This window comes from Mycolicibacterium hippocampi, assembly GCF_010723735.1.
In the GTDB taxonomy this organism is placed as follows: Bacteria; Actinomycetota; Actinomycetes; order Mycobacteriales; family Mycobacteriaceae; genus Mycobacterium; species Mycobacterium hippocampi.
The window spans coordinates 2189102-2214714 of record NZ_BLLB01000002.1; the positions used below are offsets into that span (position 1 = coordinate 2189102).

The window sequence follows — 25613 nt, forward strand, 5'->3', positions numbered from 1 at the left end:
CGCCGCTAGCGCAGGCGGCGCTTGATCCGCGACAGCATCGCTGACATGCCGCGCAGCCGCAGCGGGCTGATCAGCGCCGCCAGCCCGAGGTCGGTGTAGAAGTCGTCCGGTACGGCGAGGATGTCGTCGGCAGCCTGACCGTCCAGGCCCGCGGCCAGGATCGAGGCGAACCCGCGGGTGGTCGGCGCTTCGGCGGGCGCGCTGAAGAACAGCCGCACCCGGTCACGGTCCCCGGAGTCGACGTGCAGGAACAGCGGTGACTGGCATTCGGGCACCGGCTCCATCGCCGCCTCTTCGAGGTCGGCGGGCAGGTCGGGCAGTTCGTTGGCGAACTCCAGCAGCATGGCCAGCTTGTCCTGGCCTTCGACCTCCTGGAAGTCGGAGACCACCTCGGCCAACGGCGCCGGCAGGCTCATGGCGCCGAACCAGGCTCTTCCCCGACGGCTACGGGCACCCGCACGGCGTTGCCCCATTCGGTCCACGAACCGTCGTAGTTGCGCACGTTGGGCAGCCCGAGCAGGTGGGTCAATACGAACCAGGTGTGGCTGGAACGCTCACCGATGCGGCAGTAGACGACCGTCTTATTCTCGGGAGACAGGAAGCCGTACAGCTCGTCGAGTTCGGCGCGGCTGCGGAACTTGCCGTTGTCCAGCGCGGCCTTGGCCCACGGGATCGACACCGCGGTCGGGATGTGACCGCCGCGCAGCGCCCCCTCTTCGGGGTAGTCGGGCATGTGGGTGCGTTCGCCGGTGAACTCCTGCGGGGAGCGCACGTCGATCAGCGGCTGCTCACCCAGAACGCCGAGGACGTCCTCCTTGAAGGCGCGGATCGGGGCGTCGTTGCGTTCGACGACGGGGTAGCCGGTGCTCTGCTTGCTCGGCACATCCAGCGTGGTGTCGCGGCCGTCGGAGATCCACAGGTTGCGCCCGCCGTCGAGCAGCCGCACGTCGGGGTGGCCGAACAGCGTGAACACCCACAGCGCGTAGGCGGCCCACCAGTTGCTCTTATCGCCGTAGATGACGACGGTGTCGTCGCGGGAGATGCCCTTGCGGTCCATCAGCGCGGCGAACTGCTCGCCGGTGATGTAGTCGCGCACCTGGGCGTCGTTGAGGTCGGTATGCCAATCGATCTTCACCGCGCCGGGGATGTGGCCGGTGTCGTAGAGCAGCACGTCCTCATCGGATTCGACGATCGCCAGGCCTGGCCGGCCCAGGTTTCCGGACAACCAGTCGGCGGTGACCAGCCGTTCCGGGTGGGCGTAGGACTGCAGGGCGGGGCTGGGATCTGGGGGTAGTGGCACGGATTCCAGCCTACCGTCGGCCCCGGTTGGCACGGACAGGTCATCCAGACCGTTTCAAATTTGATCTTGTGGGTAAGCGTCCGAAATCCCGGTGGTTGAGGGACCGGGGCGAGTTAACAACCAAATAACAGGATTGCCTTGCTGTCACTCGTGAACCGTGATTAACGTCTGATTGTCAACAAAGCTACAAGTTTGCGAGTGTGCCCGAGAAGTTCGGTGGTACTGCTGCGTCGGTGCAGCCGTGCGACATCGTCCCTGACTTGAGGAGCCCCGATGAGCAGCCCCGACCAGCCCGCCGCCGCCGCTGAGCCCGCTGATCAACCGCCCGAAGTTCTGAAGAAGGCGATCGCCGCATCGGCCATCGGCAACGCCACCGAATGGTTCGACTACGGCCTCTACGCCTACGGCGTCAGCTACATTGCCGCGGCCATCTTCCCCGGAGACACCACAGAAGCCACGCTCTTCGCGCTGATGACGTTCGCGGTGTCGTTCCTGGTGCGTCCGCTGGGCGGGTTCGTGTGGGGTCCGCTCGGTGACCGTCTCGGACGCAGGCAGATCCTGGCGATCACGATCGTGCTGATGGCCAGCGCCACCTTCTGCGTCGGCCTGGTGCCCACCTTCGACATGATCGGGTTCTGGGCCCCGGTGCTGATGATCATGTTGCGGATGATCCAGGGGTTCTCCACCGGAGGTGAGTACGGCGGCGCCGCCACGTTCATGGCCGAGTACGCGCCGGCGCGCCGCCGCGGCTTCCTCGGCAGCTTCCTGGAATTCGGCACCCTGGCCGGCTTCTCTGCCGGTGCGCTGATGATGCTGGGCTTCTCCGCGGTGCTGTCCGACGACCAGATGAGCAGCTGGGGCTGGCGGCTGCCGTTCCTGATCGCCGCCCCGCTCGGCTTGATCGGCATCTACCTGAGGATGAAGCTCGAGGACACCCCGGTGTTCAGGGAGCTGGAAGACCAGGGCAAGGAGGAAGAATCGGTCGGTGCGGAGTTCAAGGACCTCATCACCCGCTACTGGTCGCCGATCCTGAAGCTGGGCGGCCTGGTCGTCGCGCTCAACGTCGTCAACTACACGCTGCTGAGCTACATGCCGACCTACCTGGAGCTGTCCATCGGGCTGTCCACCAACTTCTCCTTGGTGGTGCCGATCATCGGCATGCTGGCGATGATGGTGTTCGTGCCGTTCGCCGGTCATCTGTCCGACAGGGTCGGCAGGAAACCGCTGTGGTGGGTGTCGCTGATCGGGTTGTTCATCGCCGTGGTGCCGATGTTCATGCTGATGTCCACCGGGGTGGTGGGCGCGATCATCGGCTTCGCGGTGTTGGGCCTGCTGTATGTGCCTCAGCTGGCGACGATTTCGGCGATGTTCCCGGCGATGTTCCCGACGCAGGTGCGGTTCGCGGGGTTCGCGATCGCCTACAACGTGTCGACGTCGATCTTCGGCGGTACCGCGCCGGCGGTGAACGAGTGGCTGGTCGGCGAGACCGGCAACAACCTGTGGCCGGCGTTCTATATGATGGGCGCGGTGGTCGTCGGTGCGATCGCGCTGTCGCGGGTGCCCGAGACCACCCGCTGTCCGATCAACGGCACCGAGATCCCCGGAACCCCGGGCGCGCCACCGCAACTCGAGCTCGCCGGGGCGGGTAGCCGGTGACACACCGCGACGAGGGCCGGGTCGTCGACGCCGTCGACAAGCAACTGTTCATCGACGGCAAGTGGGTCGACGCCACCGACGGACGCACGTCCGACGTCGTCGACCCGGCGACGGGGGCGACGCTGTGCGCGGTCGCCGACGCCGCGCCGCAGGACGGTCGGGCGGCGCTGGACGCCGCGGTGGCCGCCCAGCCGGCGTTCGCCGCGATGGCGCCGCGGGAGCGCGCCGACATCCTGACCCGGGCGTTCACGCTGCTGCACGAGCGTGTCGACGACCTGGCGTTGTTGATGACGCTGGAGATGGGCAAGCCGCTCACTGAGTCTCGCGGCGAGATCGCCTATGCCGCAGAGTTCTTCCGGCACTTCGCGGAAGAAGCGGTGCGGATCGACGGTGGCTATCAGACCGCGCCAGCCGGTGGGGCACGGTTCCTGGTGGCGCGTCAGCCCGTCGGGCCGTGCCTGCTGATCACCCCGTGGAACTTCCCGATGGCGATGGGCACCCGCAAGCTGGGCCCGGCGATCGCCGCGGGGTGCACCAGCGTCATCAAGCCGGCGCCGCAGACGCCGTTGTCGATGCTGGCCTTGATGGACATCCTGGCCGAGGCCGGGGTGCCCGCCGGGGCCGTCAACTGCATCAGCACCACCGAGGCGGGCGCGGTGCTGGAGCCGATGATCCGGTCGGGGTTGGCCCGCAAGCTGTCGTTCACCGGTTCGACGCAGGTGGGCCGGATCCTGTTGGAGCAGTGCGCGGAGAAGGTGCTGCGGACCTCGATGGAACTCGGTGGCAACGCGCCGTTCCTGGTTTTCGAGGACGCCGATCTCGACGAGGCCGTCGAGGGCGCGATGGCCGCCAAGATGCGCAACATGGGGGAGGCGTGCACGGCGGCCAACCGGATCTACGTGCACTCCTCGGTCATCGACGAGTTCGGCCGTCGATTGGCTGCCCGGATGGCGGAGTTGCCGGTCGGCCGGGGCACCGAGGACGGGGTGCGGGTCGGACCGCTGATCGACGACGCCGCACTGCGCAAGGTGCAGACGCTGGTCGCCGACGCCGTGGAGCGGGGCGCTTCTGTGCTGACCGGCGGCACCGCGCCCGGGGGCGCGGGGTTCTTCTATCCGCCGACGGTGCTGACGGGCGTGGCCCGCGACGCGCAGATGAGCGAGCAGGAGATCTTCGGCCCGGTCGCGCCGCTGTCGGCGTTCGACACCGAGGAGGAGGCGGTGGCAGCAGCCAACGACACCGAATTCGGTTTGGTGTCTTACGTTTTCACCAACGACCTGCGCCGGGCGCTGCGGGTCGCCGAGGCGTTGGAGACCGGCATGGTGGGGCTGAACCAGGGCGTGGTGTCCAACCCGGCGGCGCCGTTCGGCGGGATGAAATCGTCGGGGCTGGGCCGCGAGGGCGGTGCGGTGGGCATCGACGAGTTCCTGGAGACGAAGTACATCGGCATCAAGATGAGCTGAGCGGGCCGGGCGGGAGGTTCGCACCGCTGCGTTTCGAGTGCTATACGCCAGATCGACGTCACGGCTGCGTCTTCCCCAATCGGACGTCGATTCACAACCATGGTGTCGATGTCGGCCACAGCGCCGCAAGGGTGTCTGTGGGTCCGAACACCATGGCGCACATGCACGAACCGATCATCGGCAGTGAAGCACTCGCATCCGGCGCGCTGACTCGCGGTGCGCTGCGCTGGAACTACACCGCGATACTGCCTGATGTCTACATTCATCGGGACGCGCAGATCGGCTGGTATATAAGGGCGATGGCAGCCTGGCTGTGGACCGGCCGGCGAGGAGTTCTGGCCGGCAGAACCGCCGCCGCGCTGTACGGGGTGCGGCCGGTGGACGGAACCGCGCCGATCGAGATCATCGCCCCGCCGCGACGGGCCAGGCCCGGTTTCGTGGTGCGGAATGATCGCATCGAGACTGACGAGGTGGACCCGGGCCGGCTACCCACCACGACGCCGGCGCGGACGGCGCTCGACCTCGCCCGGCACCTGCCGCGCGACGCGGCCGTCGTCCTCCTCGACAAACTCAGCGCGCAAACCGACGTCACGGCTGCCGACGTCGCCCCGCTCGAAGCCCGCTACCGGAGCACCCGCGGCATGGGTTCGGCATGGGAAGCGATCAGGCTGATGGACGGCGGCTCCCGCTCGAAGGAGGAGACCCTGCTGCGGTTGATGCTGATCGACAGCTACCTGCCGCCTCCGAGCACCAGCATCTTCGTCGAGGACGACTTCTGGAACACGATCACTGGCGAGGAGACATGGGGTTTCGCCGTCGGCATCGGCTGGCCCTACGCCAAGGTCGGGGTGGAGTGGGCCCCGCACCGTCGTGGCCTCGTGCAAGACGTCCAGTTCCGAGAACTGCTCCGCGAGAAGGGCTGGGTGCTGATCGAGGTGCTGCCGCAAGACACCCGGAAGTACACCATCAACCGGTGCGAAGAGGCACTGCGGCGACGCCGGGGCCTGGTCTGACCTATCCGGCGAGCCCGAGGAACACCAGTAGCGCGCGGTCGAGCGCGAAGAGGTCTTGATCGGTCAGCCGCCCGATCTGCTGAGTGAGGTTGGCGCGGGGCACTGTCGTCACCTTGTCGACCATGAGTCTGCTGTTCTCGGCCAGGCCGTTGACATCAGATGCGTGCACCTCGATTCGCAAAAGTGGGGCGTCGACGTCGCTGGTTGTGAATGGCACGACGGTGATCGATGCGGTGGCATCAAAGCGGTCGTCTTGAATGAGCGCTACCGGCCGGGGCTTTCCTGAGTAGGCGCCGCGGGCCGCGGCGATGAATATGTCGCCTCGTCGCACGGCTACCGGGAGTCGTCCCAGTCGTCGGAGATCGCGTCGACGAACGCCTGGTCCTCGCGCTCTTGCTGATCGGCGGCGAGAAGCGCTGATTGGCGATGAGCTTCGCGGACGAATTCCGGAGCAGTCACGTCGGGCACCCAGACCTGAATCGGGCGCAGGCCCTGCTGGCGCAGCCGCTCGCGATGGCGGCGAACACGTTCCCGGGATGGCGGCACACCTCGATGTTACATGTAACGGGCCGTCGGCCTCGGCAAAAGTTCTAAGCCCCGACGGCCTCGTCCTGGTCGATGAGGCGGGCCAGCGCGTCGTCCATGTGGCCCACCAGCAGCTCGTCGGTGCGGTCGCGGTCCCCGGACCGGATCGCCGACGCGAGAATGCGGTGTTCCTCCTCGCGGTAGTCGGACTTGGCGTAGCTCTCGGCCAGTGCGTGGATGCACATCCGCGTCTCGGTGATGAACGTCAGATGCATCCGTCCCAGCCGCGGGCTTCCGGACAGCTCCACCAGCCGCTCGTGGAACGCGATGTCGAGCTCGCTGGCCTCGGCCGAGGTGATGGCGCGTCCCATCTGGTCGACGATCGCCAGCAGCGCGTCACCCGCCCGGGCGTAGTCACCGTCGTCGAGGATCTTGCGGGCCGCGGCGCGTTCGACGGCCCCGCGGGCCAGGTACATGTCGCTGACCTCCTCGGGCGTCATGTCGCTGACGAAGATGCCGCGGTTGCGGATCGCCACCAGCAGCCCCTCCTGGGTCAGGCGCTGCATGCCCTCGCGCAGCGGGCCGCGGCTGACCCCGAGCTGGCGGGCCAGTTCCGCCTCACCCAGCTGGGCGCCCGGCTCGAGCTCGCCGTGGCCGATCGCCGCGCGCAGCTTGTCGGCGATGATGCTCGGCGTCGTCTCCTGCACCAGCGGGCCGATGTAGCTCGTCATGGCGCACCCCCGAACAGGGCGCCTAGCCCGGGTAAGGCGGGCACCGGCCCCAGCAGCTCCAGTCCCTTCCACACCGTCACCTGGTTGGCGGTCAGCACCGGCTTGCCGACGGCGGCTTCCAGCTCCTCGATGATCGCCAGCGTGTGCATCGCGGTGTCGGGCACCAGCACCGCCTCGGCGTCGGGGTGATCGGCGGCAGTGACCATCGCGACCACCTGGGACGGTTCCAGCGTGCCGACCTCGGCCGCGGTCACGATGCCGTGGCTGCCCATCGACACCACGTGCACCCCGCCGTCGGACAGGAAGCCGACGAAGTGCTGGGCGACGTCGTCGGGGTAGGACGCCGCGATCGCCACCTTGCCGATGCCGAGGTGACGCAGCGCGTCGACGAACGCGAACGACGTCGACGACGCCGGCACCCCGGCTGCGGCGGAGACCGCCGAGACCTGTTCGGCGGCGCCTTCCATGCCGAACACGAAGCTGCCCGAGGTGCAGGCCCACATCACCGCGTCCGGTTTCTGCGGCGCCAGTTGCGCGGCGCCGTCGGCGAGGCGGGTGTTGCTGCCGAGGTCGAGCAGTGCGTCGACGCGGTGGGCGTCCTCGCCGACGGAGGTGATCACGACGGGCAGGCGCACCGCTCCGGCGATCCGGTTTTCGAGTGCGGGGAAGTCGTCCTCGGCGCTGTGACCGGGGTAGAGCAGACCGACTGTCGGCATGCGGCCTCCTTTGGCTGATACCGAAATGAGTGGATTGTCAACAATGTTAACGTCCGCGACATCGCCAGGGAACGCGACCCCGTTCAGCGCTCCATCAACTGCTGGCCGGGGCCGACGGCCTTGCGGCCGATCAGGCCCAGTGCCATCCACATCGTCACCTGGTTGGCGGTCAGCACGGGCTTGCGTAGTTCGCCCTCCAGGCGGGCGATCACGTCGTAGGTCGGCATGTTCGTGCAGCTGATGAAAATCGCCTCAGCCTGGTCGTTGTCGGTGTCGCGGACCAGTTGGGCGGTGACGTCGTGGGGCACCGTCCAGATGTCGGAGATCAGCCCCAGTCCGGTCGCGGCGGTGACCTCGATGCCGGCCTCGCCGAGGAACGTCGTGAGGCCCACGGTCAGGTCCGCGGTGTACGGGGTGGCGGTCGCGATCCGGGTGATGCCCATGTAGCGCAGCGCCTCGAGCAGGGCGCCGCTGGTGGTCAGTGCCGCCGGCGACCCGGCGGCCACCATGGACGCCACCAGCGCCTGCTCGGCCATCGTGCCGCCGACGAAGCTGCCCGACGTACACGCATAGGCGGTGACCAGCGGCGATACTGCCGAAATGTCGATGACGCCCTGCGCCGCGGTGTCCGGATCGGAGATGTGCATCGCCATCTCCATCGTCGCCGCCATCGGCGCGAAGGGCATCCGCGTGATGTGCAGGCTGACGTCGTCCGGCAACCATCGCCAAAGCTCCCGGTCAAGAGCGAAATCGTAGGGAACAACGACTCCGATCCCGGCCTGCTGCAGAGGTGGCGAGGGGTTCATTTGCACAGTGTGAGGCCGACATGACCTCTCCGCAAGTCTGATTGTTGACAATCCGACGGTCGGGTTCCTAGCCTCGTCCCCGTGCCTGGAACTCGACCGGTGGTGGCAGTGCTGTGCGCACACGCGGATGACCGACCCCCCGGGATCGAGGATCTGGATCTTGAGCTGCGCTTTTGTGCCGCTGACGGGCTCGCGGAGGCGGTCTGCGGAGCCCACGGACTGCTGCTGTGGGACTTCTTCTCCACCGCGGTGCGTGACGTGTGGGCCGAGGCGACGAATTTACAGTGGATTCACATCACCGCCGCGGGTGTGGACACGCTGCTGTTCGACGAGCTGCGGGCCTCTGACGTGGTGGTGACCAACGCGCGCGGGGTGTTCGACCGGCCGCTGGCCGAGTACGTGCTCGGCGCGGTGATCGCGCACGCCAAGGACAGCCGCACCAGCTTCGACTTGCAGCGCCGCCACGAGTGGCGTCACCGCGAGACGCGCAGCATCACCGGCGCCACCGCGCTGGTCGTCGGCACCGGCGGTATCGGCCGCGAGATCGCCAAGCTTCTGCGCGCGGCGGGGCTGACGGTGCGCGGCGCCGGACGTCGACCCGTCGCCGACGATCCGGACTTCGGTGAGGTCGTCGACAGCGCCGACCTCGCCAGCCACGCCGGGTGGTGTGATCACCTGATCCTGGCCGCCCCGCTGACCGCGGCGACCCACGGTCTTGTGGACGCCACCGTGCTGGCCGCGATGAAGCCCGACGCGCATCTGGTGAACATCGCCCGCGGCCCGATGGTCGACGAGGCCGCGTTGCTGGACGCGCTGACCCAACAGAGGGTCGGGGGAGCGACGCTCGACGTGTTCGACACCGAGCCGCTGCCGGCCGATCACCCGCTGTGGGACGCTCCGAACGTGACGATCACCGCGCACATGTCCGCCGACGTCGTGGGCTGGCGGGATGCGCTGGCCGCGCAGTTCGCCGCCAACGCCCGCCGCTGGCTGGCCGGGGAGCCCCTGCACAATGTCGTGGACAAGCAACTGGGCTACATCCCCGGCGGGACGAGGTGATGATGTTCGAGGCCACCGAGCTCGTTGCGGGTTATCGCGACAAGACGATCTCGCCGGTGGAGGCGACGCTCGCCGCGTTCGACGCCGTCGAGTCCTACAACGAGGACGTCAACGCGTTCGTGATGATCGACGTCGAGGGGGCGCTGGCCGCGGCCGAGGCGTCGGCGGCTCGCTGGTACGCCGGGGAACCGCTGGGCCCGGGTGACGGGGTGCCCACGTCGATCAAGGACGTGTTCCTGACGCGGGGCTGGCCGACGCTGCGGGGCAGCGCCCTGATCGACGCGGCCGGTCCGTGGGACGAGGACTCCCCGTGTGTGGCGCGGCTGCGGGACACCGGCGCGGTGCTGCTCGGCAAGACGACGTCGCCGGAATACGCCTGGAAGGGTGTCACCGACTCGCTGACCTTCGGCCCCACCGGCAACCCGTGGGACCCGGCTGTGACGGCGGGCGGCTCCAGCGGCGGCAGCGCGGCGGCGGTGGGGCTGGGCATGGGGCCGTGGTCGGTGGGCACCGACGGCGGCGGCTCGGTGCGGATCCCGGCGGCGTTCACCGGGACGGTCGCGCTGAAGCCGACCTTCGGCTTGATCCCGCACTACCCGGCCAGCCCGTTCGGGACGCTGGCGCACTCGGGTCCGATGACCCGCACGGTGCGCGACACCGCGGCGCTGCTCGACGTGATCACCGGGTTCGACGCCCGGGACTGGGCCGCGATGCCGACGCCGACGGCCTCGTTCCTGGACGGGCTCGACGGCGGGGTGGCGGGCCTGCGGGTCGGGTTCTCCCCGAACCTGGGCTTTGTGCGCAACGATCCGGAGGTCGACGCCGCGGTGCGCGCCGCGGTGGCGGTGCTGGCCGACGCCGGCGCGGTGGTCGAGGAGGTCGACCCGGGGTTCACCGACCCGGTGGAGGCGTTCCATGTGCTGTGGTTCTCGGGGGAGGCCAAAGTGCTGGAAGCGTACGGGGAGCTGGCGGCGTTGGCGGGCCGGGCCGATCCCGGCCTGCTGCGCACCGCGCAGATCGGGGCAAGCTTCTCGGCGTCGGACTACCTGGACGCGACGGCGGTGCGAATGCAGTTGGGGCAGTTGATGGGTCGATTCCATCAGAGCTACGACGTGCTGGTGACGCCGACGCTGCCGCTGCCGGCGTTCCCGGTGGGCAGCGATGTGCCGGACGGCTCGCCGTCACCGGACTGGACGAGCTGGACGCCCTACACCTATCCGTTCAACATGACCCAGCAGCCCGCGCTGAGCGTGCCGTGCGGGTTCACCACCGCGGGCCTGCCGGTCGGCTTGCAGATCGTCGGCCCGCGGCACGCGGATGCGCTGGTGCTGCGGGTGGGGCAGGCTTACCAATCGGCCACCGACTGGCACCGGCGCACGCCGACACTGATGACGCAGAAGGAGCACCGTTGAGCAGGTTCATCACCGTCTCGTTGGACAAGCGCGGCGTGACGTGCACGGCCCGGATGCTCGACGAGGCGGCGCCGCGCACCTGCGCGGCGGTGTGGGATGCGCTACCGCTCTCGGCACCGGTCTTCCACGGCAAGTACGCCCGCAACGAGATCTACACGCTGTTGCCCGAATTCGCCGCGGCCGATCCGGGCAAGGAGAACACCACGGTGACGCCGATCCCCGGGGACCTGTGCTGGTTCTCGTTCGACTCCGACACCCTGGGCAACCCGGCGTACGGGTACGAGAACACCACCGGCACCGGCACCACCGGCGCGATCGTCGACCTCGCGCTGTTCTACGGCCGCAACAACCTGCTGATCAACGGGGACCAGGGCTGGGTGCCCGGCAACGTGTTCGGCGAGGTGATCGACGGCCTCGAGGAGATCGCCGCGGCGTGCCAGGATTTGTGGCTGGGCGGGGTGCGCGGGGAGACGCTGAGCTTTCAGCGCGCCTGAACTACCGCCGCCGGCAGATGGTGGACGGCGACTTCATACCGGTCGGGACGCATCGCGTAGGTGATCAGCGCGACCGCCACCAGGCCCAGCGCTGCGACGGCGGCGACCTTGGTGGACAACTCGGGCTTGAACAGGCCGTGTCTCATGGCATCTCGAGCGTCGCGGATGGCTTCGCGGCCGGCGTAGCGCATCGGGATCTCGATGAAGTGGTAGCACGCGATCGCCAACCCGAAGCTCAGCGCCAGCACACAGACGTAGAAGTAGACGCTGGTTGCCATCATCGTCGCCAGGAAGATGATCACCGGCCAGTGCACCAGGTACAGCGCAAACGAGATGTCGCCGAGGTAGGTGCTGGCGCGGTTGCGCAGCAGTGGCTGGAATCTCGGTTCGGTGCCGACGCCGGCCGCGATCACCATGGCGGCTCCGGTCACCGGCAGCAGCGCCCACGGGGCCGGGAACCCGACGGCGTTGTCGCCGATGAGGAACAGGCTCGCGGCGACGACCGCCAGCCCCGCCCAGGACAGCAGCGGCCGCAGTAGGTCCGGCATCTTGGCGAACACCCCGACGGCGGTGGCCAGCATCGCGCCGATGCCCAACTCCCACACCCGGGCGAAAGTCCCGTAGAACGCCCAGGACGGGGACGTCGCGGCGAGGTAGAGCGCCCACGCCAGGGACGCGGCGGCGACGAGGCCGATGATTGCGCCGGCGAGCATCATCCACCGGGTGCGTGACCAGGCTTTGCGGATGACGATCAGGGTGGCGAGGAAGATCAGGACCGGCCAGATCAGGTAGAACTGCTCCTCGATCGACAGCACCCAATAGTGCTGCACCGGCGAAACCGATTGGGCCGCAGCGAGATAACCCGCGCCGTCGGCAGCGAAGTGCCAGTTGGCCACGAAGAAGAACGCGAACAGCGCGTCGATGCCGGTTTCCCGCGCGCCTGGCGGCGGCAGGACGTACACCGACGCGACCCAGGTAGCGATCAGGACTACGGTGGCGACCGGGACGATGCGGCGGACTCGGTTCCAGTAGAAGTCCCGGAAGGCCACCGCTCCGTTTTGCTCGGTGTGGCGCAGCAGGCTGTCGGTGACCAGGAAGCCGGAGATGACAAAGAAGACGTCGATGCCGACGAATCCGCCCTGCGGCCAGCCCCACAGGTGGTAGGCCACCACCGCCAGGACCGCGACCATCCGCAAACCCTGGATGTCGAGGCGAATATTTGCTCGTTCTGCACGCCTGCGTCGGCGCAGCGACGATTCTCGATAACGTTCAATGACAGTAGTCATTTTTGAGCCCCCCGGCAGAAATAGTCTATTGCGTCAGATCTTCGCTCAATCTTGACGGCGATGCACGTTGGCTACAGTTCTGTGACCCGCGTCACGTCAGCGAGACGATGATTTCGGCGCGGCCCGTTCTTGCTGCGTGGTTCCTGGGTCGTTTCTGTTGATGTGCTGGGGACCCCAGCGAGAGCGGACCCCGGGCCATATCGTTACTGGCAATCCGCTGATTGCTGAGTCACCGCCGACTTGGCCGACTGCTGCAGTCTCCAGTGTGGGAATCAGGTACTGCGGCAAGGATTTTGGAACTCACATGAAGGAATGGTCGATGAACAAGAGAATCATTGCGACCGTAGCGACAACCTGTGCGGTGGCCGCGGGTGTGATCGGGACCGCCGGGCCCGCGGCGGCGGCCAGGGACGGCATGATCTACACGCCGGGATCCAACGACATGTCGTGGGTGATGCCCGACGTCGACGGAATGGTGCTCAAGCACGCGATGATCACGGTGCAGCACGTGACCGAACCGGTCGTTCTGGACATCAGGACCGTCGCTAGGGGGTCCCAGCCGGTGATCAATCAGGAGGATTGGGTGGTGTGCGGGCAGTCCCCGAAGGAGGGCGCCAAGATCTCACACGAGACGCTGAAGGTCACTCTCGCCGTGCAGCGCCCCCACGATGAAAGCTGCGCGTAGGGCGATAGTTCCCGCTTCAGCATCGCCCTGCCCCGGTGTCGGCGGTTTGCAGAGGCTGACCTAAAGTCGGGGTCGAGCAAACCCAACGAGACCGTTTTGTTACCGAAAACGGCGGTGTACTCGACTACTGTTCATCAGGGGTTGGGACAGACGTAAGGGGGCAGTTTATGCGAATGAAGTCCTTCGGCGCGTTGGCGGTAACATGTGCAATGATCGCGCCGGCCGTCGGCTTCGCGGCACCGGCGATCGCGGCCCGGCAGGCGCCGTTACCTCAGGCTCCCAGCGAGGTGTGGGTGATGCCGAATGTGCGAAATATGGTGCTGAGCCAGGCAGTCAAGGCAATTCGCGAGGTTACCGACCCGGCGGACATCGATCTCAGGGTGTTCGATATGAAGAACGGTCAAGAGGTGATCAATCAGACGAACTGGTCGGTGTGCGCACAGGGGCCGTCCGCCGGTCGTCAGATATCGCAGAAGACGATGCGGGTAATCCTCTACGTTAAGCGATTCAACCAGCGGGCTTGCTCGTAGGAACGCCCCGGCGACAATCCCTGATTCGCCGATTCCTCAGCTACTGGTCTGCCAGAGTTCTGAAATGGACAACCCGGCGCCGCGCAACATGCGCTGCACGAGGGGCAGGCTCAGTCCGACGACGTTTGACGGGTCTCCCTCGATTCGCTCAATGAACCAACCGCCGAGGCCGTCCAGCGTGAAAGCGCCTGCGACATTGACAGGCTCGCCGCTCTCGACGTAGGCATTCAACTCGTCCTCGGAAGGTTGACCGAAATGCACCGTCGTGGTGCCGGTGTCGCTCGCGGTATGGGTGATGACACCTGCCGAGATGCGGAGCAGTGCGTGCCCAGTGAGCAGGTGGCCTACAGAGCCCGCCATCGACTGCCACTGCAGGCGCGCGGCGACGGCGGAGCCGGGCTTGCCGTACAACTCGCCGTCCCGATAGAGCATCGAATCGCAGCCGAGCACGACACAATCCGCCGCCACGTCGTCCGGTAGCTGCGCGGCGACGCTTACTGCCTTTGCGTTGGCGAGCTTGGCCACCACCGCCTCCGGTGGCGTCTCCGGTTCCAGTGAGGCGAGCAGCGCGTCCTCATCGACATCGGAAACCACGACGAGGGGGTCGATGCCGGCCTGCCGCAGTACCCGCAGCCGGCCCGACGACGCGGAGCCCAGGACAACCCGGGTCATGACTGGCGCCGCCTGCTCATCGCCGCATATGTGTCCGTTCCAGCAAGGTGACCCGCTGCCAGCTGGAGACGTCGTAGCGCAGCTTGTCGACCGGATGGCCCCACGGGTTGAGCTCCTGCGGGCCGGGCTCGCCGGCGGCGCCACCGCCGACGCCGGCCAACACGGTCACCAGCGCGGCGATCTCCTCCATGCTGGGCTCACCCTTGAGCACCTGGAAGTGCGGGTCCGGGGCCGGCGGATCATCGATCGTCATGTCCCGCGGGTCGGAGACCTCGACGATGTCGGCGTTGTGGTCCATGAGGCAACGTCCTGTCTGGGAAGCAGATTCGATTGGCGGATTACAGCGGGATGTTGCCGTGCTTCTTCGGCGGAACCTGCACGACCTTGCGCTCCAGCAGCCGCAGCGCGGTGCCGATGTAGCCGCGGGTGTGCGACGGAGGGATCACCGCGTCGACATAACCGCGCTCGGCAGCGATGTATGGGTTCACCAGGGTGTCCTCGTAGGTCTGCTGCAGCTCCAGCCGTAGTGCGTCGACGTCCTCGCCGTTCTTGGCCGCCTCCTTGAGCTGATTGCGGTAGACGAACCCCACCGCACCCGAGGCACCCATCACGGCGATCTGCGCGGTGGGCCAGGCGACGTTGACGTCGCAGCCCATGTCCTTGGACCCCATTACGCAGTACGCGCCGCCGTAGGCCTTGCGGGTGATGACGGTGATCTTGGCGACGGTGGCCTCACCGTAGGCGTAGAGCAGCTTGGCGCCGCGGCGGATGATGCCGTTGAACTCCTGCTCGGTGCCTGGCAGGAAGCCCGGCACGTCGACCAGCATGACGATCGGGATGTTGAAGCAGTCGCAGGTGCGCACGAAGCGCGCGGCCTTCTCCGAGGCGTTGATGTCCAGGCAGCCGGCGAACTGGGTGGGCTGGTTGGCCACGATCCCGACGGGGCGGCCGTCGACGCGGCCGAACCCGACGATGATGTTGCCCGCATAGCCGGCCTGCACCTCGAGGAACTCGTCGTCGTCGAGGATGCGGGTGATGACCTCGTGCATGTCGTAGGGCTGGTTCGGCGAATCCGGGATCAGCGTGTCCAGCTCGAGGTCCTCGTCGGTGAGGCTCTCCTCGATCGGGCCGGGGTGCGGCGCGGGGTAGCGCGGCGGCTCGGCGTAGTTGTTCGGGGGCAGGTAGCCGAGCAGGTCGCGGACGTAGTCCAGTGCGTCCTGCTCGCCGGAGGCGACGTAGTGCACGGTGCCGGACTTGGCCATGTGGGTGTGCGCGCCGCCGAGTTCCTCCATGGTGACGTCCTCACCGGTGACGGTCTTGATGACGTCGGGGCCGGTGATGAACATCTGGCTGGTCTGGTCGACCATGATGACGAAATCGGTGAGGGCGGGGGAGTAGACGTGCCCGCCGGCGGCGGCGCCCATGATCAGCGAGATCTGCGGGATGACGCCGGAGGCCAGGATGTTGTTGCGGAAGATCCGGCTGTAGAGGCCGAGGGAGACCACCCCCTCCTGGATGCGGGCGCCGGCGCCGTCGTTGATGCCGATGAGCGGCCGGCCGGTCTTCAGCGCCAGTTCCTGGACCTTGACGATCTTCTCGCCGTACACCTCGCCCAGGGAGCCGCCGAACACGGTGGCGTCCTGGCTGAAGATGCAGACGTCGCGGCCGTCGATGGTGCCGTAGCCGGTGACCACGCCGTCGCCGGTGGGTCGGTTCTTCTCCAGGCCGAAGTTCTTGCTGCGGTGTTTGGCGAGCGCGTCGAGTTCGACGAACGAGTCCTCGTCGAGTAGTGCCAGGATGCGTTCGCGGGCGGTCAGCTTGCCCTTGGCGTGAACCTTTTCCACGGCGGCTTCACCGACCGGGTGTTGGGCCTCCTCGGCGCGCTTGCGCAGGTCGGCCAGCTTCCCGGCGGTGGTGTGGATGTCGATCTCGTGCTCGGCTTCGGGCTCAGTCACGCTGGTCATAGCAGTCGATGTTATCGGCGCGAGTTCGTCATGTCGCGGGTGGCCCTTACTAGTCCCTTAGAAAGTCGGGCGGGCGGGTCAGCGACGCACGTCAGGCCTTCAAGAAGCCGATGTCTTTTCGGCCTTTGCCGATGACAGGCTCGGGGTCGCTGCCGAGACCGCGGGTGAGGATCTCGTGGTAGACGTCGCGGAAGTCGGTGGTGACTTTGAGGTCGTCATCGACGAGGTCGGTGAGGCTGGGGTCGTCGCCGTAAAAGCCACCGCGCACACGGTCGCCGACGACAAACACCGGTCCGGCGGTTCCGTGGTCGGTTCCGTCGGAAGCATTGGCTGCCACGCGTCGGCCGAACTCGGAGTACGCCATGACGACGACGTCTTTTGCGTGTTTGTCGCCGGAGATCTTCTTCATGAAGCTGGTGACCGCTTTGTCGAGGGTCCTGAGCAGCTTCTCTTGAGTTCCTCGTTCGTCAGCATGGGTGTCAAAGCCGCCGATTGCAACACTGTAGACGCGAGTGGGGACGTCGGCAGCGATACATGCTGCGACTGCATCCAACTGTGCTGCCAAATCCTTGCTCTCGGATTTTAAGGAGGTCGACAGTGGTCCGTCGTCGAACATCGGCGACAGCTTCCGATTAACCTGCGTGGCATCGCGGTAAGAGTCGCACACCATGGCCATCGCTGGGCTGTCGCTGGGGTGGTGCTTCGCAAGCCTGCTCATCAACTGTTCCGACCCGCGGGATGGCTTCACATCGTACGAGAACAAGGCAGCGCTTGTACTCGCGCCGACTGCGAGCGGGGGGACGGTACGGCCAAAATGCAACGCGTGGAGTGGATCTCCACCATTCGCGTCAAGCCAGCGACCGATCCACCCGGTAGTGACCAAGTTGTCCAGCGATGCGGACTGCCAGATATCCATCGAGCGAAAATGGCTGCGGTCCGGTTCCGGGTAGCCGACGCCGCGAACGATGGCCAGCGACCCGGCCTCAAACATCTCGGCCATTCCACGCATGCCCGGATTCAGTCCGTATTGTCCGTCGAGGTCGAGTACTTCACTGTCGTCATAGGCGAGGTCGGGACGTGCGTCCTGGTAGGCGGTGCTCGTGTGGGGGATCACGGTATTGAGGCCGTCGTTGCCTCCATACATGGTGACGAGCACAAGAATCCGTGCATCTGCCTGCAGCGGACGATTGTCCGCCGCCAGGAGGACCTCGTTCCACGTTGTCAGCGGAAGTGACACCAAGGCCCCAGTGACGCTTGCGCCTGCGCAACCCGCGATAAAATTCCGTCGACTTATACCTGGCATTCTGGTTCCTTCATGACGTCAGGTATTCCGGTGTGTTCACTGCGGCCGCCACAAGTGCATCCGGATGCTTTCGCAGCGGCTTGAGTGCCTCGACCGTGCGGTCGGACCATGCGCCGATCCCGATCATGTATCCGGCCGCATCAATGCGGTCGGCGACGGCGGAATCGGCGACCACGCTCAAGTCGCCGTCTTGTACCACCTTGTTCGCCGTCTGCAGGCGGACGTTAGCCGCAGACGAAGAAAGCCACGCTCGGCCGCGTGGCCAGCCCCCGACATTTGGTGGATAGAACGGCAATTGCCCGAGCGACTCGAGAACGGTGACGGCCTGTTTAATCTGGTCCGGCTTATCGAGTTCGACCCGGAGTGCTCTCAACGTGCCGATGAGCCAGTCGAGCGGTGGGCTGACAACTGTCCCGGTGCTCCCCAAGAAGGTGGGATCCGTCAAGATCGCGTTGGTCAGCGCCTTTAGGTCGTAAGAGGGGCCGTAGGCTTCAATAAGCCGCTCCGACGTTGAGGTCGACGGCGGTTCGTCGGATGCCAACTGTTGCCATAGTCGTCCGGCGATGTAGCGGGCCGAAGCTGGTTCAGCCACCACGATGTCACAGAGTTCCTTCGCGTCAATCTCCCCGGTCGTGTCTAGTACAGTCTTCGTCGCATCATCGTGGCGCTTCCGCAGAAGTTCGGCTCCACCGTCCTTCGTCAAAGCCCAGCCGGTAAGGGCTCGTGCACCCTCTCGTACGTCCGCTTCTGAATAGCCGTTGCCATGACCGAGGGCGAAAAGTTCCATAAACTCTCGCGAGAGATTCTCGTTGGGTGACCCGACCTTGTTTTCCCGTCCATCCAGCCAGACGATCATCGCAGGGTCGGACAGCATCGCGCCCGCCAGCGTTCGAAAATTGCCAAGACAATGGCTACGAAGCTTCTCATTCTGTCGTGCCAACAGGCGAGGGATGATTACCTTCTCGGCCGATGTCGCGAAGTGGTTATGCCACAGGAACGTGAGCTTCTCGCTGATTGGGTTATCAATCGCCACCATGCGGCGTACCCACCACTGAGTCAGTTCGTTTCGCTGTTCGGTGAGCTTCGTGCGGTATCTGCGACGTTCTGCCACCGCGTCTAGATGAGGTCGATGCGGTATTTCGAGGTCAGGCATGGGTGTGGCGATGACGCCGGGATCTTTGCGAAAGTTTCCATCAAGGATTTCAGCGACAACGACAGAAGGGTCTCCCACGGCGACGGCTGAATCAACTTCTGGCCCCGTTGCGCCGAAGCCGCTTCGGCGGAGCACACGCGCTGCCGTGATCCACTGGTCTGATTGCGTCGACAGGCCGGAACCCCCAAGTTCTGTTACGACGGACAATCCCGGTGCGCACCAACTCCCCGGCGCCTGGCTTGTACAACCAATGTATCGGACTCATACCTTTCGCGCAGACGCCCGCGCGCTGAATTGATGCGGTAGCTGTTGGGTCTGCTGCACGATCAGGTGACAGTTTCGATCACGCGGCCTGACTGGCCGGTGTGGTCATGATTGCTTCGTATTCGATCGGGGTCAACCGCCCGAGTGCGGCTTGACGGCGGCGTCGGTGGTAGGTGCGCTCGATCCAGTTGACGATGGCGATACGCAACTGCTCGCGGGTGTCCCATCGGTGGCGGCCGAGGGCGTTTCTTCTGCACCCAGGCTGAAATAGACGATATGGGGAGGCTGGGGCCTCACCACATGTGAGCGTGGGTTGCCGTCAGGAATCAGGTCCTGGCCGGTAGAGCCACAACTGTGGGAGGCCCCAGTGAAGATTCAGCGTACGAGTGTTGGTTTGGATGTGCACGCACGTTCGGTGGTTGGGTGTGGACTCGATGGTGAGACCGGTGAGGTGTTTCAACGCCGGTTGAGTCCGGATCATCGAGAGATCCTGGAATGGATCAATGGGTTACCGGCTCCGGTCGCGGTGACCTATGAGGCCGGCCCGACGGGTTTCGGGTTAGCCCGGTATCTCTTGGAATCGGGTATTGAGTGTCTGGTCGCGGCGCCGTCGAAACTGGTGCGCCCGTCCGGTGATCGGGTGAAGACCGATGCCCGCGATGCCGCGCATCTGGCCCGCCTGCTGCACCTGGGCGAGATCACGCCGGTCTGCATTCCCAGTGTGGAGCGTGAAGCTGCCCGGGATCTGGTGCGTGCGCGCGAGGATTGCCGCGCTGATCTGATGCGGGCCCGGCACCGGGTTTCGGCGCTGCTGCTGCGCCACGACATCGTCTACAGCGGCGGGCCGGCGTGGACCGGCACCCATGAGGCGTGGCTGCGGCGGCAGCGTTTCGATACCGCGGCGCTGCAGTTCACGTTCGACACCGCGGTCGAGACCATGCTGGCCACCGTCGATCGCCGCCACCGCCTTGACACCGCGATCGCCGAGATGGCCCTTGACAGCGAGTTCAGCCCAGTAGTGCGCCGGCTGGGATGTCTGCGTGGGGTTTCCACCCTGACCGCGTTCGGGTTGGCCGTGGAGATCGGTGACTGGTCACGGTTGACCGGCCGGGCGATCGGGGCCTACCTGGGCTTGGTGCCCACCGAGTACTCCTCGGGCTCCTCCCGGGTGCAGGGCTCGGTCACCCGCACCGGCAACGCCCACGCCCGCCGGTTGCTGATCGAAGCGGCCTGGCATCACCGCCGCCCGTATCGTCCCGGAGTTGAGCTGCGACGGCGCTGGCAGACCGCCAGCCCGGCCGCACGGCGACGCGGTCAGCAGGCCAACCAGCGTCTGCACGCACGCTGGCGCGGGTTCGACGCCCGCGCTAAACGCCCGGCAGTGGCCAACACCGCGATCGCCCGCGAGTTGGCCGGCTGGTGCTGGTCGCTGGCCATCCTCGAGGAATAGGCCAACGCCGTGATCGTCCAGTGCGTCATCTCGGAACGGTCAGGCGGGCACGCTGACGGTGACCCGCGGGAATGCTATGAGCAATCCATCAGTGTCACAACGGATCACGCTCGAGAATAGACAGCGGTCCACCGTCACTCGAAACACCGTCCTGCGGAACCAACCCGCGAATTTCCCAATGTCATTCTGAACAAGTCGGCTGGCTCGCTCTGCGTATTTCTCCGCCTTCGTGGCTTAAGTCTGTTTTGCGGCCGGTCGACGCAAGAAGGACCGGCCGATCTGGCTTAAGAGGAGCGTGGCGTCGCCCCGATTGGGATATGCCGATCGACCGGTCCGTGCCACCCACGACAGGGAGACATGTTCCATGATGATCATCGGCATCGACGCGCACAAGCGCAGCCACACTGCAGTTGCCATCGATGGCAACGGGCGCCAACAGGAAACGAAAACTGTTGGCACAACAAACTCAAGACCACCTCAAACTCCTGAGGTGGGCGACCGCACTCGGCGGTGAGCGGCTTTGGGCCATCGAGGACTGTCGGCACATGACCCGTAGGCTCGAACGCGACCTCATCGCCGCCGGCGAGTTGGTTGTGCGAGTCTCGCCGAAGCTGATGGCCGACGTCCGCGACTCTGCTCGAACCTACGGCAAATCAGATCCCATCGACGCTCTCGCGGTCGCCCGCGCCGCACTGCGGGAACCCGACCTGCCAGTGGCTCGGCTCGACGGAGTCGAACGGGAATTGCGCCTACTCATCGATCACCGCGAAGATCTCATCGCAGAACGCATACGGATCATCTCTCGACTGCGCTGGCACCTCCATGAACTCGATCCTGGTTGGCTGCCGCCGGCCAATATCGACCGGCCCAGCGCGTTCGCCGCGGTCAACGCCCACCTGGACAGCTGCCGGGACGAAGGGCTGGTGCTCCGACTGGCGCGGAGGCTCGTTGGATACCTGCAGGTACTAACCATCGAGATCAACGCACTGACCGCTGAGATCACCGAGCGAGTCACTGTTGTCGCGCCCTCGCTGCTGGCCATCGTCGGCTGCGGCCCGTTGACCGCCGCCAAGATTCTCGGAGAAACCGCACAAGTGGGCCGGTTCCGCTCCAAAGACGCCTTCGCCAGACTCAACGGCACAGCACCGATCCCCGTATGGTCGTCGAACAAACAGCGGCATCGATTGTCGCGCACCGGGAATCGTCAGCTCAACGCAGCCCTGCACCGTATCGCCATGACCCAGGCGCGTATGCACCCACCCGCCCGAGAGCTACTCGCCCGCCGAAAAGCTGATGGCGACGGCGGAATGGAAGCGCTACGCATTCTCAAGCGTCGACTCTCAGACGTCGTATATCGAGCCATGCTCGCCGACGCAAGCCAGTCCACTCCGGCGGCCGCTTGACAGAGGAGCAAGAGACTGACAAGCCGTCGCAAAGACACGCGCGCCAGTCCGTCACCCGAGACCAGGCACTGGCCCAAGAAGCGGCGGCCACGACGACGGTTGTGGCCGCCGCTTCACCCTGCCCACTTGACAAACAGCTCCCCATATCAGCATTCCACCGCGCCGGTGTCGCCGGCCGCCCCGACGTGGCTCATCGCGCTGACCATGCGATCGTGGACCAGGGCCCGCACGAATCTGCGGGCCTGCGGTAGTAGCTGCCCGCAATCGCGCTGTGCGGAATGCGGTCGGTGATCTCGCCGCGGCGGGCCACTGCGCTGTCGAGCGCGGCGCCACCACCTGGTCCCGGCAGATTGGCCTGCGACAGGTTAGGCGGCTGCTCGGGGCAGAACCTTTTCTCCTGCTCCAAGGGCTTGTCAGCCCTGCTCCAGCATCCAATTAGGGCGTCGCAACGCGGCCAACTCGCTGGCACTCTTGCCGGGCTTGGCACCTTCTCGATGTCGGCTTGGCGCATCACTTGTGCAGCGTCATCGTTGCAGGAGACCCAACCAACGGCAAGTGGAACGCTTTTCACCGCAAGCTGGCCGACTCAAATGCTTACACCCGGCTCTACGCCAGCGACGATGAACGCTGCGCCGAGTGCCCGCGCTGGCTCCACACCTACGATCAGCACGGCGCCTACGCGGAACGCTGCTATGTCCTTGATTGAGGCGATTCCGCTGCCTGACGCCGACCACCGGACGCTGCTAGCCACCAAAGGCGTACCAGTGATGAACGCCTCATGCTGAGCAAACAACTAGCCGTGCTCCTGCCAGCAAATGCACCACACGGGTCTGTCGGAACGCTGCTCGGTGTGTTTCCCAGAGGTACATGACGGGCCCCAGCTGTCGTAGCCCAAGCCAGAGACCCGCTGGTCGTACGTTCTTCAGTATTTGCGGAGAAAGTTGCACCGATACGGCCATTCCGGTTGACAGGGTGCGGGGAGTCTGCGAAGCTCACAGCAACATCAAGGGAACAATCCTTCTTGGGGGGAACACAATGAACGCCATCGCGACCAAATTTCAGGTGGGTGCCGCCGCTCTGGCGCTCGGTGCCACCGCTGCTTTTGCTCCCGTCGCCGCGAATGCGGCTCCTGCCGTGCAGGTTCCGGCGGCACCGGTCCAGGTGATGGGAGACATCGCTCAGGCGCCGGGCGATTTCATCTGGTTCTTCCAGGTCAGGTCTGTTCAGCTCGCTGCCACCTTTACGAGAAGCGCTACCTTCTGGACTGACACCGCGATCGCCAGCTACGAAGGGGCTTTGACAAGACGCCCTAACTCAATCTTCGCCCCCTTCTGGCAGAACAGAATTGCACAGCTCAACGTGCAGAGGCAGGCGTTCGGTCAGCTCTCACTCAGCGCTTGCCGGGATGGTCAGGGCATTTCGGCCGGCCCGTACGGAACGGTGACAACGGGCGCCTGCTAGCGGGCCGTTGGACGCTCGACATCCGTCATCAATTCATGGTGTTGAAGCCTGCACGTCGCGTTGGCGACGTGCAGGCTTCAACCATGCTTTAGGAAGCTCTGAGTGCGATTTTTTCCGCGGCGTCGACCTGGTCATAATTTCGACGACGACGAGATTGAAGCGGATTATGACGAGGGCTGGCGGTGGCTTCCGGGGTTCGTTCGTAGTCGCGGGTTCATCGTGGGATTGGGCCTGCTGCTTCTCGTGGTCGTTGGGCTAGGGTCCTGGGTTACTGTTGGCGCCCTTCAAGCCAAGTCGAATCTCGAGCAAGCGCGCGGTAGTGCTCAGGATGCCAAAGATGCACTGCTAGAGGGAAATACCGAAGCCGCGTCCAAGTCGGCAGACGACGCGCTCGTCCACGCGCAGGACGCCCGGGACGCGACGCACTCATTGGCGTGGAACATTGTCGCGGGCGTGCCGTGGCTGGGCAGCCCCTTCAAAACCGGACAGCAGGTCACCGAGGTCGTCCTCGGTCTCGCGTCCGACGTTCTCCGACCCGCGGCCGATGTCGGCATTGCGATCTCCCCCGAACGGCTCTACCGAGATGGTCGGGTGGATGTCGACCTACTCCGAAATGAAGAACCTCAGCTGAGGGAATTGTCTGCGAACGCTACCCGTCTCAATGGCGACGCCGCCGCGATCACGGATCCCCGCTATGTGTCCCTGATGAGCGACGCGCGTTCCGAACTTCAGACCCAGATCTCCAGCATCACCTCCATCATTGAGAACGCCGCGTTGGCCGCGCAGTTGGCACCGTCAATGATGGGCGCAGACGGGCCGCGCACGTATTTCATGGGCTTCCAAACAAACGCCGAAGCGCGGGGAACAGGGGGACTGCTCGGCGGATACGGGATCCTCCGGTTCGACAACGGCGTGCCCACCGTCGACACCTTGGCCCCCAATACTGACCTCGCCGGCGCGTTGGCGCCGGTCGACCTCGGGCTGGAATATGACCAGCAGTACGGGTATGCGCAGCCTTTCATGGACTTCCGCAATAGCAACCTGAGTCCGCACTTCCCCTACGCCGCCCAGATATGGAAGGGAATGTGGGCGGACCAAACCGGCATGGAAGTAGACGGTGTAATCGCCATCGACCCCGTCGCATTGAGCTATATCCTCGGAGCCGTCGGCCCGGTGACAATGTCTGACGGCGAGGTGATTTCGCGTGACAATGTCGTCGAACTGACCGAATCGACGGCCTACATCCGGTTCCCCACCGATCAGGAGGCGCGCAAGCAGTATCTGCAGGACATCGCCAACGCCGTCGTCACGAAGATGACGGGGTCGGTGCGCTCACCCCGGCAATTGCTTGACGCCCTAGGTAAGGCTCTCAGCGAACGTCGTATCGCCGTCTGGAGTGCCTCACCAGCTGAGCAGGAACTTCTTGAAGAGACTTCTTTGGCGCACGCGCTTCCGGCCGACGAAGCCCCGTATGCCGCGGTGGTCATCAACAATCTCGGCGGGAACAAGCTCGACTATTATCTGAAGACCGATATCGAATACGCCGCCGATAGTTGTAACGGCGAGACAAGAGCGTCCACGGTCAATGTAAAGTTGACTAATACGGTTCCCGACGAACCGTTGCCGGACTATGTGGTGGACGCTCCGGGTCTTTCGCCTGACTTGCGTATCGCGGTTCCCAAGGGCACAAACATCACGTCTGTACGTCTCTTTGGGACAAAGGGCGCCGAGCTATCGAGTGCGATCCTCAACGGCGAGCGCGTACCGGCGATTATCAATACCGAACGCGGACATCCCGTCTTTGAGGTTCAGGTCATCATTCCGCCCGGGCAATCCGCTGATATCAGCTTCCAGCTCTCTGAGCCGACCGCGCCGGGCGCGCCGCGGGTACCGAGCCAGCCTCTGGTGAACACGGTCGTTCCGACGGTGATGGTGCCAAAGTGCGCGGGTTAAGCATTCCGCGCAGTGCGGCGCGGCAGGGCTTTTCAGCTTCCGAGAGGTGTGACGACGACAGCAGAGCAAGTGTCCTCGTCACGGACGATCGCATACCTGCAACCGAACGAACGGACCGCGGGCACCCGACTTCCGTAGTAAACGTCTTAGTTGGCGAAAGTATTGACACTTCCCGGACAGTCAGGGCAATTGCGGTTCCGTTTTTTCAAACCGCATTCGGCAGGGTCACCGGGCGTACCGATTCAATCCTTGGCGGCCACTGTGGCTCCCGTAATGCCGGTGCCCGAATGCGTGGTTTAGGACCACGGGGCGCG

The 25613-nt window shown here is 65.5% G+C and carries 24 protein-coding genes and 3 pseudogenes; 13 read left to right on the plus strand and 14 right to left on the minus strand.

Going from position 1 to position 25613, the window contains the following annotated elements; genetic code table 11:
- Positions 1-5: 5 nt before the first annotated feature.
- Positions 6-416 (minus strand): SufE family protein, encoded by a 411-nt coding sequence (locus G6N53_RS11690; RefSeq protein ID WP_163888614.1) that lies wholly within the window; start codon positions 414-416, stop codon positions 6-8.
- A complete protein-coding gene (locus G6N53_RS11695) occupies positions 413-1300 on the minus strand; it encodes a sulfurtransferase (RefSeq protein WP_163888615.1) in 888 nt (295 codons plus the stop codon). Before G6N53_RS11695 ends, G6N53_RS11690 begins: the two co-directional genes overlap by 4 nt.
- Positions 1301-1573: 273 nt before the next feature.
- On the opposite strand from G6N53_RS11695, the gene G6N53_RS11700 reads away from it, so the two are divergent.
- The 3 genes from G6N53_RS11700 to G6N53_RS11710 all read left to right on the plus strand — a co-directional run bounded on the left by G6N53_RS11700 (position 1574) and on the right by G6N53_RS11710 (position 5432).
- Positions 1574-2956: an MFS transporter gene (locus G6N53_RS11700; RefSeq protein ID WP_163888616.1), complete on the plus strand. Its 1383-nt coding sequence runs from the start codon at positions 1574-1576 to the stop codon at positions 2954-2956.
- Positions 2953-4419: an NAD-dependent succinate-semialdehyde dehydrogenase gene (locus G6N53_RS11705; RefSeq protein WP_163888617.1), complete on the plus strand. Its 1467-nt coding sequence runs from the start codon at positions 2953-2955 to the stop codon at positions 4417-4419. The genes G6N53_RS11700 and G6N53_RS11705 overlap by 4 nt, the downstream gene beginning before the upstream one ends.
- Before the next feature lie 161 nt (positions 4420-4580).
- The gene (locus tag G6N53_RS11710; RefSeq protein WP_163888618.1) at positions 4581-5432 is read left to right on the plus strand and encodes a type IV toxin-antitoxin system AbiEi family antitoxin; all 852 of its coding nucleotides are present in this window, start codon (positions 4581-4583) and stop codon (positions 5430-5432) included.
- 1 nt (position 5433) lies between these two features.
- Here the strand turns inward: G6N53_RS11710 and G6N53_RS11715 are convergent, their stop codons facing one another.
- The 5 genes from G6N53_RS11715 to G6N53_RS11735 all read right to left on the minus strand — a co-directional run bounded on the left by G6N53_RS11715 (position 5434) and on the right by G6N53_RS11735 (position 8210).
- On the minus strand, positions 5434-5763 hold the full coding sequence (locus tag G6N53_RS11715) for a type II toxin-antitoxin system PemK/MazF family toxin (RefSeq protein ID WP_163888619.1): 330 nt from the start codon (positions 5761-5763) through the stop codon (positions 5434-5436).
- Positions 5764-5765: 2 nt separating this feature from the next.
- Entirely contained in the window at positions 5766-5978 is a 213-nt protein-coding gene (locus tag G6N53_RS11720; protein WP_163888620.1) for an antitoxin MazE family protein, read from the minus strand.
- Between the two features lie 44 nt (positions 5979-6022).
- Positions 6023-6688, minus strand: coding sequence for a GntR family transcriptional regulator (locus tag G6N53_RS11725; protein WP_163888621.1), 666 nt, complete (start codon positions 6686-6688; stop codon positions 6023-6025).
- Complete coding sequence (locus tag G6N53_RS11730; protein ID WP_163888622.1) at positions 6685-7404, minus strand: maleate cis-trans isomerase family protein; 720 nt, start codon at positions 7402-7404, stop codon at positions 6685-6687. The genes G6N53_RS11725 and G6N53_RS11730 overlap by 4 nt, the downstream gene beginning before the upstream one ends.
- An 83-nt stretch (positions 7405-7487) precedes the next feature.
- Positions 7488-8210: a maleate cis-trans isomerase family protein gene (locus G6N53_RS11735; protein ID WP_237166493.1), complete on the minus strand. Its 723-nt coding sequence runs from the start codon at positions 8208-8210 to the stop codon at positions 7488-7490.
- Between the two features lie 81 nt (positions 8211-8291).
- On the opposite strand from G6N53_RS11735, the gene G6N53_RS11740 reads away from it, so the two are divergent.
- The 3 genes from G6N53_RS11740 to G6N53_RS11750 are packed head-to-tail and all read left to right on the plus strand — an operon-like array spanning position 8292 to position 11175.
- Positions 8292-9269, plus strand: coding sequence for a D-2-hydroxyacid dehydrogenase (locus G6N53_RS11740; protein ID WP_237166494.1), 978 nt, complete (start codon positions 8292-8294; stop codon positions 9267-9269).
- Positions 9270-9271: 2 nt separating this feature from the next.
- Complete coding sequence (locus tag G6N53_RS11745) at positions 9272-10681, plus strand: amidase (protein WP_371870816.1); 1410 nt, start codon at positions 9272-9274, stop codon at positions 10679-10681.
- On the plus strand, positions 10678-11175 hold the full coding sequence (locus G6N53_RS11750) for a DUF3830 family protein (protein ID WP_163888624.1): 498 nt from the start codon (positions 10678-10680) through the stop codon (positions 11173-11175). The genes G6N53_RS11745 and G6N53_RS11750 overlap by 4 nt, the downstream gene beginning before the upstream one ends.
- Here the strand turns inward: G6N53_RS11750 and G6N53_RS11755 are convergent.
- Positions 11163-12461 (minus strand): acyltransferase family protein, encoded by a 1299-nt coding sequence (locus G6N53_RS11755; RefSeq protein WP_163888625.1) that lies wholly within the window; start codon positions 12459-12461, stop codon positions 11163-11165. The two genes, G6N53_RS11750 and G6N53_RS11755, sit on opposite strands and share 13 nt — an antisense overlap.
- A 319-nt stretch (positions 12462-12780) precedes the next feature.
- On the opposite strand from G6N53_RS11755, the gene G6N53_RS11760 reads away from it, so the two are divergent.
- Together G6N53_RS11760 and G6N53_RS11765 are read left to right on the plus strand one after the other, a co-directional pair.
- Positions 12781-13146 (plus strand): hypothetical protein, encoded by a 366-nt coding sequence (locus tag G6N53_RS11760; protein WP_163888626.1) that lies wholly within the window; start codon positions 12781-12783, stop codon positions 13144-13146.
- 173 nt (positions 13147-13319) lie between these two features.
- Entirely contained in the window at positions 13320-13676 is a 357-nt protein-coding gene (locus tag G6N53_RS11765) for a PASTA domain-containing protein (protein WP_163888627.1), read from the plus strand.
- A 36-nt stretch (positions 13677-13712) separates the two neighbouring features.
- Here G6N53_RS11765 and G6N53_RS11770 read toward each other — a convergent pair whose 3' ends face one another.
- From G6N53_RS11770 to G6N53_RS30190, 6 genes and pseudogenes are all read right to left on the minus strand, one after another.
- A complete protein-coding gene (locus G6N53_RS11770) occupies positions 13713-14348 on the minus strand; it encodes a Maf family protein (RefSeq protein WP_163888628.1) in 636 nt (211 codons plus the stop codon).
- A gap of 16 nt (positions 14349-14364) precedes the next feature.
- A complete protein-coding gene (locus tag G6N53_RS11775) occupies positions 14365-14646 on the minus strand; it encodes an acyl-CoA carboxylase subunit epsilon (protein WP_163888629.1) in 282 nt (93 codons plus the stop codon).
- Positions 14647-14686: 40 nt separating this feature from the next.
- Complete coding sequence (locus tag G6N53_RS11780) at positions 14687-16312, minus strand: acyl-CoA carboxylase subunit beta (RefSeq protein ID WP_163888630.1); 1626 nt, start codon at positions 16310-16312, stop codon at positions 14687-14689.
- 91 nt (positions 16313-16403) lie between these two features.
- Entirely contained in the window at positions 16404-17615 is a 1212-nt protein-coding gene (locus G6N53_RS11785; RefSeq protein WP_163888631.1) for a DUF1501 domain-containing protein, read from the minus strand.
- 10 nt (positions 17616-17625) lie between these two features.
- Positions 17626-18975 carry a DUF1800 domain-containing protein gene (locus tag G6N53_RS11790; RefSeq protein ID WP_308494823.1) on the minus strand — a complete coding sequence of 450 codons (1350 nt, stop codon included), beginning with the start codon at positions 18973-18975 and terminating at the stop codon, positions 17626-17628.
- A gap of 136 nt (positions 18976-19111) precedes the next feature.
- A pseudogene (locus G6N53_RS30190) lies at positions 19112-19285 on the minus strand (IS3 family transposase); the annotation flags it as partial.
- A 114-nt stretch (positions 19286-19399) separates the two neighbouring features.
- Here G6N53_RS30190 and G6N53_RS11795 point away from each other — a divergent pair.
- From G6N53_RS11795 to G6N53_RS11810, 5 genes and pseudogenes are all read left to right on the plus strand, one after another.
- Positions 19400-20482, plus strand: coding sequence for an IS110 family RNA-guided transposase (locus G6N53_RS11795; RefSeq protein WP_205390360.1), 1083 nt, complete (start codon positions 19400-19402; stop codon positions 20480-20482).
- A 364-nt stretch (positions 20483-20846) separates the two neighbouring features.
- Positions 20847-21885 (plus strand): annotated as a pseudogene (locus G6N53_RS11800) (IS110 family RNA-guided transposase).
- A 544-nt stretch (positions 21886-22429) separates the two neighbouring features.
- Positions 22430-22555: pseudogene (locus G6N53_RS30195) on the plus strand (IS481 family transposase); the annotation flags it as partial.
- 365 nt (positions 22556-22920) lie between these two features.
- Positions 22921-23346 carry a hypothetical protein gene (locus G6N53_RS11805; protein ID WP_163888632.1) on the plus strand — a complete coding sequence of 142 codons (426 nt, stop codon included), beginning with the start codon at positions 22921-22923 and terminating at the stop codon, positions 23344-23346.
- 234 nt (positions 23347-23580) lie between these two features.
- Positions 23581-25299: a DUF4012 domain-containing protein gene (locus tag G6N53_RS11810; protein WP_163895782.1), complete on the plus strand. Its 1719-nt coding sequence runs from the start codon at positions 23581-23583 to the stop codon at positions 25297-25299.
- Positions 25300-25613 lie beyond the last annotated feature (314 nt).